Source organism: Pseudomonas sp. PIC25 (assembly GCF_002286785.1).
Lineage (GTDB): Bacteria > Pseudomonadota > Gammaproteobacteria > Pseudomonadales > Pseudomonadaceae > Pseudomonas_M.
Genome location: NZ_MUJY01000088.1, coordinates 1 through 1,309, shown reverse-complemented (window position 1 = coordinate 1,309; position 1,309 = coordinate 1). Strand labels below are relative to the sequence as shown.

At 62.9% G+C, this 1,309-nt stretch carries 1 protein-coding gene; it reads left to right on the top strand.

What is annotated here, in order from left to right:
* The first annotated feature begins 97 nt into the window (after positions 1-97).
* Positions 98-1,303, top strand: coding sequence for an ISL3 family transposase (locus BZL41_RS10945; RefSeq protein ID WP_095599323.1), 1,206 nt, complete (start codon positions 98-100; stop codon positions 1,301-1,303).
* The last annotated feature ends 6 nt before the right edge of the window (positions 1,304-1,309 follow it).

Here is a 1,309-nt window from a genome sequence, read left to right as displayed (position 1 = left end):
GGTTCTTCGCGCATTTCCGGGGAGCCCTGAACAAGAACGGCGATTTGGTTGAAGATGTTTGTGCGACCAAACCCCTAAAACCAAAACCGCCGTTCTGATGCCGAATGCTACTGCTTTCCCTCCGTTTTGGGAGGGTTTTTCTATTGTTGCCATCGACGCCGAAGCTGAAACGCTGCAGGTCGAGCTGAAGCCCGCCCCACTGCAGGTCCCGCGTTGTGGTGACTGCCGGCAGCCCTGTGCAGCCGTCCACGAATACTGCATACGACACATTCGCGACCTGCCGATGCTGGGACGCCCGGTCCGGCTGAGGGTGCACTTGCGCCGCCTGGCCTGTGGCAGCTGCGGTCGCCGGGCGGAGTGGGTCAGCTGGCTAGCGCGCCATGCCCGCCTGACCCGACGCCTGGAGGAGGCGGTGGCGCTCTGGTGCGCACGCCTACCGACCCAGCATGTCGCCGAGCTGTTTGGTCTCCATTGGGGTACGGTGCGCCGGCTTGAGCAGCACCGCTTGCAAGCCCAACTGGACGCTTTACCGCGCCCGCAGCCGAGACGGCTGGTGATGGATGAGTTCGCCCTCTACAAGGGGCACCGCTACGCCAGCGTGGTGCTGGATGCCGAGACCCGTCGCGTCCTGTGGATTGGCGAGGGCCGCAGTCGTGAGGCCATCCGGCCGTTCTTCAAGGAACTGGGACCGGCCGGGTGTGCGCGGATCGAAGCCGTGGCGATGGACATGAATACTGCCTTCGACCTAGAAGTCCGCCAGCACTGCCCCAACGCCCGGGTGGTCTACGATCTGTTCCATGTGGTGGCCAAATACGGCCGCGAGGTGATTGACCGCGTCCGCGTGGACGAAGCCAACCGACTCCGGCATGACAAACCGGCGCGTCGGGTAATCAAGCAGGCGCGCTGGCTGTTGCTGCGCAACCCAGAGAACCTGCGCCAGCCCGAGCAGCAGATCCACCTGCAGGAGTTGCTCAGCGCCAACCAGTCACTGATGACGGTGTACTTGATGAAGGCCCAGCTCAAGGCGCTGTGGACGGCCGCCAGCGCCTGGCAATGGCGAACGGCCTGGAGGCAGTGGTTACGTCATGCCCAGGAAAGCCAGATCCCTGCCTTGATGCTGTTTGCCAAACGCCTGAGCAGCTACTGGCGCGGCATCCTCAGTCGGGTGCGTTGGCCCATGCATACCGGCCAGTTGGAGGGGATCAACAACCGCATCAAGGTGATCAAGCGCATGGCCTACGGCTACCGGGACAGCAGCTTCTTCTTCATGAAAATCAAAGCCGCTTTCCCCGGTAATCCGTGAAGAACC